Genomic DNA, 15,499 nt, shown 5'->3' with positions numbered 1-15,499 from the left:
CACAGTGAAAATCCTCCCGCCCTCCCTGTCGCCAGAAAGGGTAAAGGTGGACGACTTTTACGCCGCCCGCAGCAGGCTCATCCCGCCGCTACCGTGGCCGACTTTCGCACCGCCGTTCTCAGTCAGGGCAGGGCCCGGATCCTGCCCCTTGTGCACCGCTTGTGTCAGGGCTTCGATCCGCAGGATGCGGTCGGTGGTCAGTGTGATGAAGACCTGATGAGCCGCCTTGAGGACCTCTGGCAGCCCGTCAGGCAATTTTCTGGCAGCGTTGCTGTTCATTCAACTCAGTTCCATTGCTTTTGGGGACTGAAGCCTTCCTCCAGACCGATTTGCGACGACATGCGGGCGCGGTCCAGCAGCGAGGAAATTTCCGCACGCTGACTGAAGATGCTGGCCGAGACGGGACGACCCACCTGGATCATCGGTGTCGGCAGGCCAAGGCTGCTGTAGAGCTTCTGGTAGCTGGCGATGCCAGCGCGCACTTCGTCCTGCAGCCCCTTGGGGTCACTGACAGCCGTGCGGTTCGTCAGCACCACGAAGTCACCCTGACCGGCATGGGCCATGCTGAAGGGAGAGGTCTTGAGGGATTCCGCAACCACCGTCGCGATATTGGCAAGATAGTCGATATATCCCACATGATCCGTCAGACGAAACGCCTCGGACGCGTTGGTCACGGTGAAACCGATCGCGGCATGGCCGAACAGTTGCAGACGGTTCAGCGTCAACAGGTGGTTCTGCATCGCCAGATACTCGACCATCCAGTTCGCACTGATCACCGACAGGGGCGCGTCGAACTTGACCTTGGACTTGGGCAGATCGGACCAGGACTTCAACTCGTCCAGCAGATCGAGGGCGCGCTGGCGTTCGTCCACCAGCTGGCGCATGACCTGCAGGCGGGCGCGCAATTCGATCTCGTCCAGCGGCTTGGTGAAGTAATCGGTGGCCCCAGCCGCGAAGGCGCTGTCCACGAAATGCTTGTCGGCAAGCGAGGTGACCATGATGATGGGGGTCTTGCGATAGACCGACATGCCGCGAATGCGGCGGCAGAGTTCGACACCGTCCACTTCGGGCATTTCGATATCCAGCAGAAAGCCGTCAAACAACTGTGGGCTGTTACGAATGACCTTCAGCGCAGCGGCGGCCGAGGGCACACTTGTGACATCGTTGTAGCCAAGCTGCGCCAGTGTGCCCTGCAGCACCATCTGGAACGCCCGGTCATCATCGACTGCGAGTATCCGAAGGTCTTTCATTCTGCCTATCCTCGATCGGTTCTTTCATCGCAAATTGACGTCCGAATATGTCGAGAGTAGGGCGAATTCGGTGCATTTTTCAACCTAAACGGTGCTCGTTTCGGGTGCTGTCGGACGTCTCTGGATCAGTCCGTCGATCACTGCAATGAAATCTGCGCCACGAATAGGCTTTGGCATCACGATATCCGCGTCGGACCCGGGCATCGGTTGGCGCAAGGAGTCTGCGTCCGCGGTAAATCGGATCACGCGGGCATCCCGGTTGGCCGAATTGCCAGCGCGAAGGTGCCGAATGACCCGGTCTCCGTTGATATGGGGCATGTTCTGATCAAAAATCATCAGGTCGAAATGCTTGGTCAACGCAGCTTCCAGCGCCTCGCGGCCATCGTTGGCCACGGTCAGGGAAATGTTGCCAAAACCACTTAGAAGTGACTGCACGATCTGTTGAGTGACTTCGTCGTCTTCGGCCAGGAGAATCTTGAATGTCATTTTTACCATGTCGCTGCAAACTGTTGACCCGCACGCGAACCAAAAATGCGGGTTCGCGGCGCGCTCTGCAATGGTGTAGCATTAAACAAGTCAATTCGGCAAAAAAATGAAAATCATCAGGCCATTTTATCGTCTTTCGCCCTAAGCGGGCGTGAGGCGTCCGGGTTCCGCGTCAGGGTGGTGACCCTGCGATCAATCGGTCTGGGTCAGTGTCACGATGGCGTGCAGCAGTTCGGCTTGCTTGAAAGGCTTGGCCAGATGCGTGTCGAAACCTGCGATCAGATAGTCAGCCACCTGATGCGGCATGGCATTCGCAGTGACAGCAATCACGGGCACCGGGTCCTTGCCCAAGGTGTCCTCGTGTTCGCGGATCAGGGTCAGGGCGCTGACTCCGTCCATCACCGGCATCGAGATATCCATCAGCACGATGTCGAAGGCCCGGCCCTGCTGGATGTTCTCCAACCACGTATCCACGGCCTCGCGGCCATTCTCGACCATCGTGATTTCCACACCGCATTCGATGAGCATTTCCGAGATCACCAGACGGTTGGTCTGGCTGTCGTCAGCGACGAGGGCGCGCAGATGATCCAAGCGCACCATCGGGCGGTTGACGGGGCTACTGTCGCGCGCGCGGACCGTCTGGCTGGCCTCGGCGACGGGCAAGGGCAGGCTGACACGGATTGAAGTGCCCTGTCCCTGCGCGCTGTCCACCGCAATTTCGCCATTCATCAGGGTGACCAACTGGCGCACGATCGACATGCCCAGCCCTGTGCCGCCGAACCGCCGGGTAATGCTGCCATCGGCCTGTTCGAAACTGTCCAGAATGCGCGAGACCTGCGTCTTGGACATCCCGATTCCCGTATCGGTCACAACCATTTCCAGAGGCTCGCCGGGCTGGCATTGCAATGTCAGGGTGACCGATCCGCTTTCGGTGAACTTGATTGCGTTGTGCAGCAGGTTGTTCAGGATCTGGCTGATCCGGTGGGGATCGCCCAAGAGGGGCATGGCGCAGCCGCTATTGGTGTGAACGCGGAATTCCAGCCCCTTTTCTTCGGCACGGATGGCGTTCAGGGCCTGCACGGGTTGCACCAGATCATTCACCACGAAGGGGACCTGTTCGATCTCCATCTTGCCGGCTTCGATCTTGGACATGTCGAGGATGTCGTTCAGGATGCTCAGCAGGGTTTCGCCCGACGTGCGGATCGTGCTGATCATGCGGCGTTGCCGTTCTTCGACCAATGTGCCTTCCAGCACTTCGGCCATCCCCAGAACGCCGTTCAGCGGCGTGCGGATTTCGTGGCTCATGTTGGCAAGGAACATCGACTTGGACTTGCTGGCCCCTTCGGCCTGAGCGCGGGCCTGTTCCAGACGTGTGGTCGCCGCCAGTTCCTCGGTGATGTCGTTGAAGGAGGTGACAACCCGCAACTCGGCGCCTTCGCCCTCGAAGGCAACCGCATTGACAGACAGGCAGCGCCGGGTGCCGTCGTCCCATTGTATGGCGAAACGCACATCGCGCACGGGCTCGCGGTCGGCAATGGCCAGTGCGAAAGGCAATTCCTCGTCAGGGATAGCGCTCCCGTCCAGTCGGGACGTGTGCCAGCGCGGCGCGTTATAGGCGAGTCCCGTCATTTCGTTGCGGGTCAGCCGCAGGATGCGTTCGGCCTCGCTGTTGGCATAGATGATCTCTCCGTGACCGTTCATCACGATGATCGCCGCAATACTGGCATCCATGACCTGTTCGAGGAACTTCTTGCCCGATTCCAGATCCTGTTCCAGCCTCTTGCGGTCCGAAATGTTCAGATGCACGCCGCCGATGATCTCGGGCGTGCCATCCGGGCTGAACCGGGTGATCTGACTGCGGGACAGCACCCATATCCAGTGCCCGTCGTTATGCCGCATGCGGAATTCGCTTTCCGACAGGGCAGTGACGTTGTCTTCGCGCACCGTTGCGATGGTGTCGAAGACCTTGAGATCCTCGGGATGAACAAGTTTGCGGAAACTGGAAAGGTCCATTGGCGGCATCTGGCTTTCACCATAACCCAGAATCTCGCGCCATTGCCCGCCGACGGTCAGCGTGTGGCGCGTCGCGTCCCATTCCCATGTGCCGATGGCGGCGCCTTCCATGACCTTGGTCAATTGCTCTTGCACAAGATCGCGTTCGGCCAGAGCGCTGGTCAGTTCGGCATTGGCGGCATCCAGCGCCTGAATCTGGTGGCGGCGCGCGGTGATGTCGATGGCGACGGTGATGCAACCGCCGTCCGACGTGCGCACATTGATCCGCCGCACCCAGCGGCCGTCCGGCAATTGGACCTCGTCCGCAAAGCGCGGCAGGCCGTAGATCCGCAGGCGTTCGGCTAGAACCGCCTCGATATCGGCATCCTGTCCGCTTCCAGGCAGGACATTCGCCTCAAGCCCGAAGCGCAGGATGCTTTCCAGTGTCGCGCCCTCGACCAAGGCTGGCGCTATGGCGGGGAACATCTCGGTGTAGGCGGAATTGGCGATCACAAGGCGATCTTCCGCGTCGAAGATCACGACGCTGTCGGGCAGCGCGTTGAGTGCATTTTCAAGCCGCTGGCGCATGGCCATGGCCTCGGCGGCCAACCGGCTGACCTCGGCACGTTGCAGCTTGTGCTCGGTGATGTCTGTCTCGACGGTGACGAACCCTTGCAAGGTGCCGTCGATTCCGAACAGGGGTTGTACGTTGAAGTCAATCCAGTAGCGGTTGCCATGCCTGTCGCGATTCACCATCTCGCCGCTGAACGGCTCGCCCCGTGACAGGGATGCGTTCAGGGCGCGGGCGGTGTCGGCATCGCTTTCGGGGCAGCGGACCAGTCCCTCGAATGATTGGCCGCGCACTTCGTCCAGCGTCCAGCCGCTTTTCTCGGCAAAAGCGCGGTTGAACCAGACGACTCGCCTCTCGCGGTCGACGACGACCACGAAATTCGTCATCGCTTCGACGATCTTGCCCATCTTGAGCAGTTCTTCGCGCTGTTCGGTATCTGCGGTCACATCCCGCACAAGGAAGATGGCGGTCGGCATGCCCTCGGGCAGCACGGTATCCTTGCGCGCACCCGAGACTTCAAAGATGCGGCGGGCGCCATTGAAGTCGATCGGGTAGCGCACGCCATCGATCCGCCCTTCTTCAAGCACCTGCTGGAGAGCTGCGCGGCCGATCTTGGCGGCCTCGGCCGGTAGCACGTCTTCCAGGTATTTTCCGGCCAATGGGCCATCCACGGGCACCCGCAGATGTTGGGGACCGGCGACAAACCCGGTATAGCGCCCGGAACTGTCGAGTTCGAACAATAGATCCGGCAGGGCCGCCATGATCGCCTCGAACCGGCCTGCCGTTTCAAGGGCCTCGGCCTCGCGAAGGCGCAGTTCTGTCACGTCCGAGCCGACGCCGCGATAGCCCGCAAAATTTCCTTCGGCGTCGAATACGGGCGAGGCACTGAAACGGAAGAATGCAGGCCGCCCGTCCAGATAACGCGCCTTGTAGATCACATCGCGGAACGGTTCGCGCGCTTTCATCTTGGCGGTGATCTGCTCAAAGCCCGAATCGTCGCCCCCGACCGCGCCGATTTCGGCAGCGACCTCTTCGCGGGTGCGACCGATAAAGAACGCGGGCCCCACGCCAAAGCGCGCGATGCTCTGGGACATGTAGGTATAGCGACCATCGGCGTTCTGCTCCCAGACCCAATCATCGCTGATCTCGGACAGGTCATGCAGGCGGGAGACGGCGGTGTCGCGTTCCGCCGAGGCGCTGACAAGCTGTGCCTGCGTCTGCGCCAGTTCCGCCTCGCGCGCCTTGCGTTCGCTGATGTCGCGGATCAGGAACAGATAGCCGCCCGGATCGTCAGGGCCAAGACTGTCGCGCAGGGCAACCGAGACCTCGACCCAGCTGGTGGGATCATCAGGGCGCAGATGCTGCTCGACCCCCACAACCGCTTCGCCATTGCGGGCCGCAGCCATCATGCGACGCCGCTCGGCCGCGATCTCGGGGCGCAGGATATCCTCGATCCGGTGACCGATGACCGAATGAGGCTCGGGCGCCCAGCCCAGAGCACGGGTGTGATGAAATCCGCGGTAAATGCCGTCGTGATCGACCTCCAGCATAAGGTCGGGCAGGGCGGCGAGCGTCAGTTCCAGCTTGGTCTTGGTGCGCTCCAGATCCTGCAAGGCTTCCTTGCGCATCAGCGCGGACTGGATCACATCCGCCACACCGCGCAGCAAGGCGATCGACTCGTCCGGGAATGGTGCCTTCTGCCGGGTGCGGTCCAGACCGGCCAGGCCGACCAGCTTGCCATCTACCAGAATCGGCACGGTAACCACGGACAGGATGTCCTGCATTTCGAGGACCGGCTTCTCGGGTGTATTGGCAGGCAAGGCTGCGACGTCGGCTATATGCACCACCTCGTCATTGTCCAGCGTTTTGCGCCAACTCGAGATGATGTCGATGGGTTGGTTCTGCAACCGCGCGCGCATTGGCTGCACGCCGTCCGCCACCCATTCATGCGTGTTGTTCATCACTTCGTCATGGCGGAACAGAAAGACATAGGCGCGGTCCGCCTCGCACAGTTCTCCCATCCGGCCAAGCACGCGCGTGATCGCAGCATCCAGCCCTGCCGCGGGTGTCCGCACCAGTTCATTCAGGAAAGAGATCACCAGGGTTTCTTGCTTCACGCCATGACCCTTTTGCCGGGGCCGGTCACGCACGGTCTGCATGCTTTCGATTGTGACAAGCACATTCCTCTTTCCACGGTAGGCGACGGGGCGCGCCCGATAGACCAGAACCGATGATCGTCATTCCTGCTGCCCGGCTTTCCCACCGGATCGACATGGAGACCTGATCCAACCTTTACATTCGGACACCAGCCACGCAGCCCTGAACCTTCTACACAATTCATTCGTTCCGCGACGCACCGCATACACGGCAACGTTGAAAAGGGTCTGTCTCGGCAGGTCAAGTCAATCATATTCCTTGCAGGGGGTAAAGGGCAGGAACAAGTTGATTTCCGGGTTTCTTTTTGGCCATGGCAGGCGGTCGCACCGGACCGGTTTCGGGGCGATGTCGCAGCACATTCGGTGCGTGCGCAGCCTGGGTATTGGCATCCTGCGCGCAACCTGCAACCCTGCGCTTGGGACGGATGGAGGAGCGGCTGATGGCAGGCCCGTTGGATGGACTGAAACTTGTTGAAATGGCGGGTCTTGGCCCCTGTCCGCTGGCAGGGCAGCTGATGGCTGATCTGGGGGCCACGGTTGTGGTGATCGACCGCGCCTCGGCACCCGCAGATGCGACGGACGTGAATCGGCGCGGCAAGCAGTCGGTCGCGCTGAACCTGAAATCGTCTGATGGGCTTGAAGCAGCGCGGCGGATCATCGCGCAATCCGACATCCTGATCGAAGGGTTTCGCCCCGGCGTGATGGAGAAGCTGGGACTTGGACCGGCCGCATGCCACGCGATCAATCCTGGGCTTATCTTTGGCCGGATGACCGGGTGGGGACAGGACGGCCCGCTGGCGATGACAGCAGGACATGACATCAACTACCTGTCCCTGTCAGGCGCGTTGGGTGCCATAGGGCGCGCGGATGGGCCACCCGTGCCGCCGCTCAATCTGGCGGCGGACTATGGCGGCGGGTCGATGTTCCTGATCTTTGGGGTGCTGGCCGCACTTTATGAACGCAGCCGTTCGGGCCGCGGGCAGGTGGTGGATGCCGCGATGGTGGATGGCGTGCCTGCGATGATGGGGCTGATCCATCAGTGGTTGGCGTTGGGACGCTGGGGGCAGGGGCGGGAAGCAAACCTTCTGGACGGCGGCGCGCCCTTCTATCGTTGCTATGCGACCAAGGATGGGCGTGCCCTGTCTGTCGGACCATTGGAGCCGCAGTTTTTTGCGGAACTGGTCACGCTGGCGGGGTTGCCTGAGGCGCATCGCGCCGATCAGAACGATCCTGCCACATGGCCCGCGCGCCGCGCCCTTTACGCACAGGTCTTTGCGCGCAAGACCCGCGATGAATGGATGGCGATTTTCGAGGGAACGGACGCCTGCGTGGCCCCCGTGCTGGACTGGGACGAGGTCGAGCATCACCCTCACAACGCCGCGCGGGGCACGTTCCTGCGGGTGGATGGGGTGATGCAGGCCGCGCCTGCGCCGCGTTTTGACCGCACGCCAGCGGCCATGCCCGGCGTGCCCGGCGCGCCGGGGCAGGATACGGACACCGTCCTGACAGGCTTGGGCTATGACGCAGCCACGCTGGAGGCGATGCGCAGGACCGGAGCCTTGACCTGAACCTATCTCAGAAGGCGCTGTCCTTGACGGCCTGCATCGACACATGGGTCGAGGTGGAGCCGACATAGGGCAACGCCGAGATCACCTCGCCCAGGATCAATCGGTAGGCTTGAATATCCCGGCTGCGGATCTTGAGCAGATAGTCGAAGGACCCAGCGATCATGTGGCACTGTTCGATCTCGGGCACGTCCATGACCGCGCGATTGAAGGCTGACAGCGCCTTTTCAGTCGTGTCGGTCAAGCGCACCTCGGCAAAGGCCACATGGTCCAGCCCCAGTTTGGACGGATTCAGCACGGCGCGGAAACCCTGAATATAGCCCTGATCCTGAAGGCGTTTCATCCGCACCTGACAAGGGCTTTTGGACAGTCCGACCTTCTTTGCCAGATCGGTGATGGCGATGCGCCCGTCCGTGCTGAGCTCGCGCAGAATCTTGGTGTCGATCCGGTCCAACGGTTCTGATTTCAACTCGTCTGACATGTATGTTCCTTCAAAATGGCCGCAAACAAATACAAACGGCTGGTCCAACCTTGATCAACAGGAAAAACGGCTGTCAAGCATCTGGTATCCTTGAGGCAAGAGTTATCCCCTGAAATCCCCGGTCGGAGTCCGCCATGTCCCGTCTTGCCATTCTTCGCGATGAAATCCGTGCCGCCCATCACCGCCCCGAAGATGCGGTGCTGAGCGCTTTGCGCAGCGATCTGCAGCCGGACTCCGCGACCCGCGCTGCAGCTACGGCCCGTGCTGTCGGTCTGGTCCGGTCGATCCGGGGGGCAGGGCGTCCCGGTCTGATGGAGGTGTTCCTGTCCGAATACGGCCTGTCCACGAACGAGGGAATCGCGCTGATGTGTCTGGCCGAGGCGCTGCTCCGCGTGCCCGACCGCGAGACGATCGACGATCTGATCGAGGACAAGATCGCACCCTCCGAATGGGGCGCGCATCTGGGGCGGTCCTCGTCTTCCTTGGTCAATGCCTCGACATGGGCGCTGATGCTGACCGGCAAGGTGCTCAAGGAGGATCAGGCGCCAGGTGTGGCGAATGTCCTGCATGGCGCGATCAAACGGTTGGGTGAGCCGGTCATCCGCTCGGCTGTCAGTCGCGCGATGAAAGAGCTGGGTCATCAATTCGTGCTGGGTCGCGATATCGGTGAGGCGATCAAGCGCGGATCTGCGCGGGCGGGGCAGGGGTATACCTTTTCCTATGACATGCTGGGCGAGGCGGCTTTGACCGCCCGCGATGCTGCCAAGTATCACGCGGCTTATGCGCAGGCGATTGCCCGTCTGGCGGGGGAATGCACCCATGACGATATCCGCGCCAATCCTGGAATCTCGATCAAGCTGAGTGCGCTGCATCCGCGTTATGAGGTGGGCCAGCACGACCGCGTCATGGCAGAGCTTGCGCCCGCGACGCTGGACCTTGCGCTGGCGGCGCGCAAGGCGGGGATGGGGCTGAACATCGACGCGGAAGAAGCGGACCGGCTGGATCTGTCGCTGGACGTGATCGAGGCAGTGCTGCGCGATCCGGGCCTGGCCGGGTGGGATGGATTCGGTGTGGTGGTGCAAGCTTACGGCAAGCGGGCGTCCCAGACCATAGACTGGCTCTATGCCCTGTCCGAAGAACTGGACCGTCGCATCATGGTGCGGCTGGTCAAGGGTGCCTATTGGGATACCGAGATCAAGCGCGCCCAGGTCGAGGGGCTGGAGGGGTTTCCGGTCTTTACCCGCAAGGTGGCGACGGATGTGTCCTATCTGTGCTGTGCGGCGAAACTGCTGAGCATGACAGACCGGATCTATCCGCAATTCGCCACACATAACGCCCATACGGTGGCCGCTATCCTTGAGATGGCGGCGGACAAAAATACGTTTGAATTCCAGCGCTTGCATGGCATGGGTGAGGTGCTGCATGACGTGGTGATGAAAGAGGCGGGCACGCGCTGCCGTATCTACGCCCCCGTCGGCGCGCATCGCGACCTGCTGGCCTATCTGGTGCGCCGTCTGCTGGAGAACGGGGCCAATTCCAGCTTCGTCAATCAGATCGTGGACGAGGATGTGCCGCCCGAGGCCGTGGCCGCCGATCCGTTTGACGGGCTGGATGGGCCGGCGGGGCGACGCTCTGCCGCGGTCAAGGACCCGGTCGCACTCTATGCGCCGGAACGGCCGAATTCGCGCGGTTTCGATCTGCATGAAGCGCGTGATCTGGCCATGATTGAAGAAGCCCGCGCACCGTTTGCCGCGCCGCATCAGTGGCAGGCCGGGCCGCTGGCCGCTGTCGATCTGGACAAGGGCGACGCGGTGGAGGCGGTGAACCCCGCTGATCCCACTGATATCGTCGGACGCACATTTGTCTGTTCGGCGGTCAATGCCGAAACCGCCATTGGCGCCGCTCAGCCATGGCAGGCCGACGCCCATACTCGCGCCGTTGTGCTGAACCGGGTGGCCGATCTCTATGAGCAAAATTTCGGCGAGATTTTCGCGGTGCTGGCACGCGAGGCCGGCAAGACGCCAAAGGATGCCATTGCCGAGTTGCGCGAGGCCGTTGACTTCTTGCGCTACTACGCCGCGCGCGGCGTAGAGGCGAAAGGCGAGGCGCGCGGGATATTCACCTGCATTTCACCGTGGAATTTCCCGCTGGCGATTTTCACCGGGCAGATCGCGGCGGCTCTGGCCGCTGGCAATGCCGTGCTGGCGAAGCCTGCGGAAACCACGGCGCTATGTGCCTATGTCGCGGTCAAGTTGATGCATGAGGCTGGCGTGCCGCGCACGGCGTTGCAACTGCTGCCCGGTGCCGGGTCCGTGCTGGGGCCGGTGCTGACGGGTGACGCGCGCGTCGGTGGCGTCTGCTTTACCGGATCGACCACGACGGCGCAGCGGATCAACCGGACCATGGCGGAGGGCGTGGCTCCCGATGCGGCGTTGATCGCGGAAACCGGCGGGCTCAATGCGATGATCGTGGACAGCACGGCGCTGCCGGAACAGGCGGTGCGGGATATCATCGCCTCGGCCTTCCAGTCGGCGGGGCAGCGCTGTTCGGCGCTCCGGGTGTTGTATTTGCAGAAGGATATCGAGAAACCGTTTCTGGAGATGCTGTTCGGCGCGATGGACGAGTTGCGTCTGGGCAACCCGTGGCATCACGATATCGACGTGGGGCCTGTGATCGACGCGCGCGCGCAGGCCGATTTCGCGGACTATATCGACGCCGCGCGCAAGGCAGGCACGCTGCTGAAAGCGATGGATGCGCCGGAATCCGGACATTTCATCGGTCCCGCCGTGATCCGCGTGCCCGGCATAGGGGCGCTGGAGCGCGAGGTCTTCGGCCCCATCCTGCATGTGGCCACGTTCAGTGCCGACCAGATCGACTCGGTGGTTGATGCGGTCAATGCCAGTGGCTTTGGTCTGACCTTCGGGATGCATACGCGCATCGACGGGCGGGTCGAACAGGTAACCTCACGGCTCAAGGTGGGGAATGCCTATGTCAACCGCAACCAGATCGGGGCCATCGTCGGCAGCCAGCCCTTTGGTGGCGAGGGGCTGTCGGGCACAGGTCCCAAGGCGGGAGGTCCGTCCTATGTGCCGCGTTTCCTCAAGGCATCGGTGATGGATCACGCAGGCCAAGCAGGCAAACCCGCCGATGTGGGTGCGGTGCAGGCGCGGCTGGATCAGTTGCGCGGTCTGGAACTGGCGCGGCTGTCCGTGACCGACCTGCCGGGGCCGACGGGCGAGTCCAATCGGCTGTCCACCTTCGGGCGCGGCACGGTGCTGTGCCTTGGGCCTACGGCGGCGGACGCGACCGAACAGGTGCGGATCGCCCGCGACAATGGTTGTCACGCGCTGGCCGTGGCCCCCGGTATCTCGGCCGCGCTGGGCGTGGACGGTGTGCTGCCGCGCGGCGCGTTGGAACATCTGCGCGGCGTCGATCTGGTCGCGCTTTGGTCCGACAGGCGCGACCTGACGGCGGCGCGGCGCGCATTGGCGGGACGCGACGGAGCATTGGTCGGACTGGCCTGCGGGGCCGATCTGGCGGCGCGCTGCCGGATCGAGCGGCATATCTGCATCGATACCACGGCAGCAGGCGGGAATGCGGCCTTGCTGGCTGCCGAGGCGGAGGACGGTGCCCAAACCGCAGCGATGTGATCGCGCAGAGGCGGGTCTTGAGTATTTGCGGAACGATGAAGCGCAGGGAGTGGCCATTGCCGTGCCAAGAGGCTAGATCAGGGCGCTGACGCCTTGGAAAGTTGTGCTGACATGGCCCTGAAACTGACTTCGCTCGCTGCTTTGGCCGCCTTGCCCTTCGATGAGATCATCGATGTGCGCGCGCCCAGCGAATATGCCGAGGATCATATTCCGGGGGCCATCAACCTGCCGGTCCTGTCCGATGACGAGCGTGCCATCGTAGGCACCATCTACGTGCAACAGGACAGGTTTCTGGCGCGCAAGACCGGGGCGGCGCTGGTGGCGCGCAATGCAGCCGCGCATCTGGAAGGGCCTTTGGCTGACAAGGACGGTGGCTGGCGGCCGCTCATCTATTGCTGGCGTGGCGGGCAGCGATCGGGGTCCTTTGCCTCGATCCTTGCACAGGTCGGCTGGCGGGTGGACCTGATCGAGGGCGGCTACAAAAGCTATCGTCGTCTGGTGGTCGGCGCGCTTTACGATGATCCCTTGCCGCATCGCCTGATCCTGCTGGATGGCGGGACAGGCACGGCCAAGACGCGACTGCTGGCAAGGTTGGCCAAGGCGGGGGCGCAGGTGGTTGATCTTGAAGCAATGGCGGCGCATCGCGGCTCGCTTATGGGCGGGCGACCGGGCGGGCAGCCAGCGCAGAAAGCGTTTGAAAGCCGTCTGGCCATGGCGCTGGCGCGGCTTGATCCGGCGCGGCCGGTATTTCTTGAGGCCGAGAGCAACAAGATCGGTCGGCTGATCCTGCCCCCCAGCCTGTGGCAAGCGATGATGGCGGCGGATCATGTGACGCTGGACGCGCCTTTGGCGGCGCGCGCGCGGTATCTGTGCCGGGCCTATGCCGATCTGTTGGCCGATGCGGATCTGCTGTGCAGCAAGCTCGCGCCTCTCAAGACCTATCACGGGGCCGAGAGGGTCGCGCTGTGGCAGGACATGGCGCGGGGCGGAGATTTCGAAGCACTGGCCGCCGATCTGGTCGATCGGCACTATGACCCGCGCTATATCAAGGCGCAGTCCCGGCAAGGGCGCGCGCCATTGACGCGGATCACCCTTGGCGGGTTGGAGGATGCCGAACTTGACGCGGCGCTGGGCCAGATCATCGCCGCGGCGGGGTAGGGTTCAGATACAGTTGATGGCGGGCGCGCCTGTCTGCAATCTGCCGATGATCGCTGCCCCATGCCCCATCATGCGCAATGTTGCGACCAGTGCCTCTGCCTGATCTGGGGCGACAGCGGCCAGCAGACCACCCGCCGTTTGCGGATCGTGTAGCAGCACGGCGCGCGGACCTGACCCGCCGGTGACAGGGGCGGCCGCCAGATTGGCGGGATATGCCGTCGAGCGGATACCGGCCACAGCCAGGGGTTCGGCACCATCATAGAGCGGGATCGCATCCAGCCAGAGGTCCGCCCTCAGGCCTGAGGCGCGACAGATGGCCAGAAGATGTCCTGCAAGGCCAAAGCCCGTCACATCTGTCATCGCATGGGCTGAGCGCAATGCCTGCGCCGCATCGCCCTGTGGGCGGGTCATGCTTTCCAACAAGGCCGCGACATGGCGACCGTTGGCGCGCATCTGCATCTCGGCCGCAAGGATCGTGCCCGATCCGATGGGGCGTGTCAGGATCAGCGCATCACCGGGTTGCCCACCTGCATGGGTGATCGGCGCGCCCTCGCACAATCCTGTCACGGTAAAACCCAGCGTCAGTTCGGCTCCGGTGGTGGAATGGCCGCCTACGATCTCGGCTCCCGCTGCGCGGAACACGTCGGAAGCGGCCTGCATCACCGCGTCCATCGTGCGCGATTGCAGGGCGGGCGACATCGGCGGCAGGATCACTGTCGCGGTCGCGGCCTGCGGGGTGGCGCCCATGGCCCAGATATCCCCCAAAGCGTGCACCGCCGTGATCCGAGCCATCAAGGCCGGATCGTTGGTGAAGGCCCGCAGGTGATCTGTCGTCATGACTTGCCGCGCACCGCCCGTGGCCAAGATCGCGGCATCATCCCCCGGAAGGCTCAGAATATCCGTCCGCGCCGGCGCGGGCAGGCGAGACAGCACCGCGTGCAGCGCATCCGCCCCCAGTTTCGAGCCGCACCCGCCGCAGAGCGGCTGCCCATGGCCGGCCACCTCCTCGGCCCCCAAGGCACGGATGGCGGGCAGGGCGGGCGCGGGCATGGCGGGCAGAGTGCGGAATTTCTCCATGAAACTCTGGTCGATCCGGTCCTTCCAGCGCCAGAGCCATGGGCCGGAAAAGGCCAGCCCGAATTTCTCGGCCACGGCTGACCGCTCTCCCAGCGAGATCAGCTTGAGATAGTCGCGTTGGGGATGGAATTTGCGTGTGGGCTGACCGGACAGAACAGCGCGCAGATTGTCATGCAGCACAGGCGCGGCGCGCACGGCGAAAACGCCCGCCTTGGGACGGGGAGCATGGGTCAGATGCGCGCAATCGCCCGCAGCGAATAAACTTTCTTGGCCCGTGACCCGCAGGTCAGGAGCGACGGTCACGAAACCGTCCGTGGTCAGGGGCAGGCCGGTCTGCGCCAGCCAACCCTGCGCGAAGGCCCCGGCCGCCCCGACCACCAGAGCGGCGGCGATCACGCGGCCGTCTTCCAGATGCGCGCCATCCTCGGTGATCCGGTTGATCCTTGCGCCGGTGTGCAGGGTGACACCTGCGGTTTTGAGCGCGCGCAGAAGACGGGCGCGGGTCGCAGCACCGGTTCCCGTCAGGTTGTCCGCCGCTTCGATCAGATGAATCTGCGGGCGCGTGCCGCCCAAGGACAGCGCATGGGCCATCGCCATGGCCAGCTCCACCCCGGCCACGCCAGCACCGATTACCGCGACATGCGGTGGCCGTTTGCCGGCCGTAACTTCGGCCAGAAATCCGCGCCAGCGTGCGGCATAGACATCCAGTGGCTTGGCCGCGACAGCATGGTCCGTGAAGCCGGGGATATCCGGCATTTCGGCGGTGATCCCGATATCGAGAGAGGCGACGTCATAGTCCAGCACCCGCCCCGCACCAAGGCGCACTTGCCGGGCCTGCACATCCAGGCCCACAGCGCGGTCAAGGATCAACCGCGCCCCGGCTGCTCGGGCCAGCCTGACAAGGTCGATATCCAGATCCTCGCGCCCGTAGTGGCCTGCGATATGTCCCGGCAGCATGCCCGTGTAGGGCGCGGTCGGGGCGGGGTTGATCACCGTCACCCGCACCCCGGCCAGAGGATCCATCGCCCATTTCCGCAGCACCAGCGCATGCGTATGGCCACCGCCAATCAGGACAAGGTCGCGGGTCAGGGGATGGGGCAACTGCATGGAACG

At 63.2% G+C, this 15,499-nt stretch carries 9 protein-coding genes; 3 read left to right on the top strand and 6 right to left on the bottom strand.

The genetic code is table 11. The annotated features are described in order from the left end of the window. Positions 1 to 57: 57 nt before the first annotated feature. From PVW27_RS03120 to PVW27_RS03105, 4 genes are all read right to left on the bottom strand, one after another. Positions 58 to 279, bottom strand: a complete 222-nt coding sequence (locus PVW27_RS03120) for a hypothetical protein (protein WP_274555074.1) — start codon at positions 277 to 279, stop codon at positions 58 to 60. Positions 280 to 284: 5 nt separating this feature from the next. Next, on the bottom strand, positions 285 to 1,250 hold the full coding sequence (locus tag PVW27_RS03115; RefSeq protein WP_274555073.1) for a response regulator: 966 nt from the start codon (positions 1,248 to 1,250) through the stop codon (positions 285 to 287). A gap of 84 nt (positions 1,251 to 1,334) precedes the next feature. Beyond that, complete coding sequence (locus PVW27_RS03110) at positions 1,335 to 1,736, bottom strand: response regulator (RefSeq protein ID WP_274555072.1); 402 nt, start codon at positions 1,734 to 1,736, stop codon at positions 1,335 to 1,337. Between the two features lie 192 nt (positions 1,737 to 1,928). After that, complete coding sequence (locus tag PVW27_RS03105) at positions 1,929 to 6,416, bottom strand: PAS domain-containing protein (protein ID WP_274555071.1); 4,488 nt, start codon at positions 6,414 to 6,416, stop codon at positions 1,929 to 1,931. Positions 6,417 to 6,895: 479 nt separating this feature from the next. Between PVW27_RS03105 and PVW27_RS03100 the strand changes: the two genes are divergently transcribed. Then, positions 6,896 to 8,023, top strand: a complete 1,128-nt coding sequence (locus tag PVW27_RS03100; protein WP_274555070.1) for a CaiB/BaiF CoA transferase family protein — start codon at positions 6,896 to 6,898, stop codon at positions 8,021 to 8,023. A 7-nt stretch (positions 8,024 to 8,030) separates the two neighbouring features. Here the strand turns inward: PVW27_RS03100 and PVW27_RS03095 are convergent, their stop codons facing one another. After that, positions 8,031 to 8,501 carry an Lrp/AsnC family transcriptional regulator gene (locus PVW27_RS03095; protein ID WP_274555069.1) on the bottom strand — a complete coding sequence of 157 codons (471 nt, stop codon included), beginning with the start codon at positions 8,499 to 8,501 and terminating at the stop codon, positions 8,031 to 8,033. 134 nt (positions 8,502 to 8,635) lie between these two features. On the opposite strand from PVW27_RS03095, the gene putA reads away from it, so the two are divergent. Together putA and mnmH are read left to right on the top strand one after the other, a co-directional pair. Continuing rightward, a complete protein-coding gene (gene putA / locus PVW27_RS03090) occupies positions 8,636 to 12,151 on the top strand; it encodes a bifunctional proline dehydrogenase/L-glutamate gamma-semialdehyde dehydrogenase PutA (protein ID WP_274555068.1) in 3,516 nt (1,171 codons plus the stop codon). A gap of 111 nt (positions 12,152 to 12,262) precedes the next feature. Further along, the gene (mnmH, locus tag PVW27_RS03085) at positions 12,263 to 13,309 is read left to right on the top strand and encodes a tRNA 2-selenouridine(34) synthase MnmH (RefSeq protein ID WP_274555067.1); all 1,047 of its coding nucleotides are present in this window, start codon (positions 12,263 to 12,265) and stop codon (positions 13,307 to 13,309) included. Positions 13,310 to 13,312: 3 nt separating this feature from the next. Here mnmH and selD read toward each other — a convergent pair whose 3' ends face one another. Then, positions 13,313 to 15,493, bottom strand: coding sequence for a selenide, water dikinase SelD (gene selD / locus PVW27_RS03080; protein ID WP_274555066.1), 2,181 nt, complete (start codon positions 15,491 to 15,493; stop codon positions 13,313 to 13,315). Between the last annotated feature and the right edge of the window lie 6 nt (positions 15,494 to 15,499).

The organism is Seohaeicola sp. 4SK31 (assembly GCF_028802875.1).
GTDB lineage: Bacteria > Pseudomonadota > Alphaproteobacteria > Rhodobacterales > Rhodobacteraceae > Seohaeicola.
This window is presented reverse-complemented; position numbering and strand designations above follow the sequence as displayed.

Bases quoted from the DNA above. Each gene is read 5' to 3' on its own strand.
- mnmH (WP_274555067.1), top strand. From the start codon at position 12,263: ATGGCCCTGAAACTGACTTCGCTCGCTGCTTTGGCCGCCTTGCCCTTC.
- PVW27_RS03120 (WP_274555074.1), bottom strand. From the start codon at position 279: ATGAACAGCAACGCTGCCAGAAAATTGCCTGACGGGCTGCCAGAGGTC.
- PVW27_RS03095 (WP_274555069.1), bottom strand. From the start codon at position 8,501: ATGTCAGACGAGTTGAAATCAGAACCGTTGGACCGGATCGACACCAAG.
- PVW27_RS03115 (WP_274555073.1), bottom strand. From the start codon at position 1,250: ATGAAAGACCTTCGGATACTCGCAGTCGATGATGACCGGGCGTTCCAG.
- putA (WP_274555068.1), top strand. From the start codon at position 8,636: ATGTCCCGTCTTGCCATTCTTCGCGATGAAATCCGTGCCGCCCATCAC.
- PVW27_RS03110 (WP_274555072.1), bottom strand. From the start codon at position 1,736: ATGACATTCAAGATTCTCCTGGCCGAAGACGACGAAGTCACTCAACAG.
- PVW27_RS03100 (WP_274555070.1), top strand. From the start codon at position 6,896: ATGGCAGGCCCGTTGGATGGACTGAAACTTGTTGAAATGGCGGGTCTT.
- selD (WP_274555066.1), bottom strand. From the start codon at position 15,493: ATGCAGTTGCCCCATCCCCTGACCCGCGACCTTGTCCTGATTGGCGGT.